The organism is Streptomyces sparsus, from assembly GCF_054776295.1.
The window spans coordinates 1-916 of sequence record NZ_BAAHCA010001380.1; the positions used below are offsets into that span (position 1 = coordinate 1).

The following is a 916-nucleotide window of genomic DNA, read 5'->3' on the forward strand; positions in this document are numbered from 1 at the left end:
CGACTGCCCCGACCGCCCCGACTGCCCCGGCTGTGCCCGTCGGCCTGCGCATGGAGCGGGTCGGAGTGGACGCGGACGTCGTGCCGGTCGGTGTGGAGCCGGACGGCACGGCGGAGGTGCCCCCGGACCCCGGTCAGGCCGGCTGGTACCGCTTCGGGGCGGCGCCCGGTGAGGCGTCCGGCTCGGCGGTGCTCGTCGGGCACGTCGACTCCACGACCGGTGAACTCGGCGCCCTGGCCGCCCTCTACGAGGTCCGAAAGGGCGACGTGCTGACCGTGCGCCGCGCGTCGGGCGCACCCGTGGACTACCGGGTCTCGACCCGGCGCACGGTCGACAAGGACGAGCTGCCCGCCGACGTGTTCCGCCGGGACGGGCCACCGGTGCTGACGCTCATCACCTGCGCCGCCCCCTACGACCGCGACCGCGGCGGATACCAGCGGAACGTGATCGTCACGGCGGTCCCGACGAAGCGCGGCTGAGTCGCTCGGCTCCGCCCGGTCCGACGGCCGGGCGTCCGCGCACGTCCGACGCCGGGGCACGGGAGCCCTCGAACAGAGGTGAGGGAGGAGGTCGGCGGTGAGGCACATGGACCCCGCGGAGCTCAGCGAGCTGGCGCTCGGCGCAGCCCCGCCCGGTGCCGGTGCCGCCGAGCACCTTCGCGACTGTGCGTACTGCCGGTCGGAGCTGGCGGCCCTGCGGCGCGTCGTGCGGTCCGCCCGGACCGCCCTCGGACCCGACTCCCTGATCCCCCCACCGCCCCGGGTCTGGCAGGGCATCACCACCGCCCTCTCCCAGCCCGCCGAGAACGCGGACGCCCACGACACGGACGCCCGCGCGGACGACGCGGACGCCCGGGACGCCTCCCCGCACGACGCGGACGGGCACGACGCAGCCGCCCACGACGACGCGCACGCCA

1 protein-coding gene and 1 pseudogene are annotated in these 916 nt (G+C 76.6%); both read left to right on the forward strand.

Going from position 1 to position 916, the window contains the following annotated elements:
* Positions 1–479 (forward strand): class F sortase (locus tag ACYVE9_RS28560; RefSeq protein ID WP_461030784.1); only part of this gene is annotated, 479 nt, incomplete at its 5' end.
* A 97-nt stretch (positions 480–576) separates the two neighbouring features.
* Positions 577–916: pseudogene (locus ACYVE9_RS28565) on the forward strand (hypothetical protein); the annotation flags it as partial.